Below are 1,057 nucleotides of genomic sequence, written 5' to 3' on the forward strand. Positions count from 1 at the left end.
CAAACCATCCTGAACTACTTTGATAGCCGTTCCACAAATGCTTCAGCCGAGTCATTCAATGCCAAAATAAAGGCATTCAGAAGCCAGTTTAGAGGTATAAGAAGCACTGAGTTCTTCTTATACCGCCTTACTCAACTTTATGCCTAAAAACATCCTTAGTCCACAACTTTTTGACTTGATCCTATATACATTGTATATGAATCTATATATTGACCCCAAAAAAGCCTGTAAGTGTTTAGTTTACAGGCTTCTATCATCTCTATTTGTACCCAGCGCCGGAGTCGAACCGGCACGGTTTCCCACAGGTGTTTGAGACCAGCGCGTCTACCAATTCCGCCAGCTGGGCATTTGCTTTGTTAGCGGGTTGCAAACATAAACATTGCCAATCTAAATTACAAGATTTATTTTAATTTTCTTCTTTCAACTTTTTATCAACATAAAATGGTGCAAAGGGCAGCAAAGAAGCGCCCACAATCAAAGCAGCCTTACCAATACCCCATTTGCTTTCTATCCAGGCCATTACAAAAAAAGCAATGTATAAAACAAACAATAAACCATGCGCCCAACCTGTATATTTAACTACAAGCGGCATGTCCGCTAAATATTTCAAAGGCATAGCTATAAAGAGTAAAAGAATATAAGAGATGCCCTCTAAAACAGCAACTTTTCTAAAAAGCGATAAGGTATTCATAAGATTATTAAAGTATTTAGCCCAAAATACAGGAAACAACCCAGCTAAAAATTTATAATTAGTATTTTGACATTGTATTAACTTCAGGCTCATACCTTATCAGCTCATTTCCAAAGCTTAGAACACTTTAGTCAACAGCAATACAACAAACTTACAATAACTTCATTTACAAGGCCAAAATGCGGTGTATTCGGACTAAGTACAAACTTCAAACTTTCAATCAGCAACTTATCTAGTCGAGCCTTAAAAAGCCCAATTTAGTTTAAAGGTGTATTGTTTATGGTTTTCGAGTTAGTTATTACTCCAAGCAAACCTTTGCCCATTGATATTAGGTCATAATACCAGTTAAAAAAGATGGCCAAAAGA

At 36.6% G+C, this 1,057-nt stretch carries 2 protein-coding genes and 1 tRNA gene; 1 reads left to right on the forward strand and 2 read right to left on the reverse strand.

The annotated features are described in order from the left end of the window. Positions 1 to 9: 9 nt before the first annotated feature. Positions 10 to 147: a transposase gene (locus tag AAKU52_RS17485; protein ID WP_354335923.1), complete on the forward strand. Its 138-nt coding sequence runs from the start codon at positions 10 to 12 to the stop codon at positions 145 to 147. Between the two features lie 119 nt (positions 148 to 266). On the opposite strand, the gene AAKU52_RS17490 is transcribed toward AAKU52_RS17485, so the two are convergent. Next, positions 267 to 346 (reverse strand) — tRNA-Leu (locus AAKU52_RS17490). Between the two features lie 60 nt (positions 347 to 406). Beyond that, the gene (locus AAKU52_RS17495; RefSeq protein WP_354335922.1) at positions 407 to 691 is read right to left on the reverse strand and encodes a DUF3817 domain-containing protein; all 285 of its coding nucleotides are present in this window, start codon (positions 689 to 691) and stop codon (positions 407 to 409) included. Between the last annotated feature and the right edge of the window lie 366 nt (positions 692 to 1,057).

The sequence above is a fragment of the Pedobacter sp. CG_S7 genome (genome assembly GCF_040544395.1).
Classification (GTDB): Bacteria; Bacteroidota; Bacteroidia; order Sphingobacteriales; family Sphingobacteriaceae; genus Pedobacter.

What these genes read in the sequence shown, in the direction of transcription:
- AAKU52_RS17495 (WP_354335922.1), bottom strand. Translation starts at nt 691, where the DNA reads ATGAATACCTTATCGCTTTTTAGAAAAGTTGCTGTTTTAGAGGGCATC.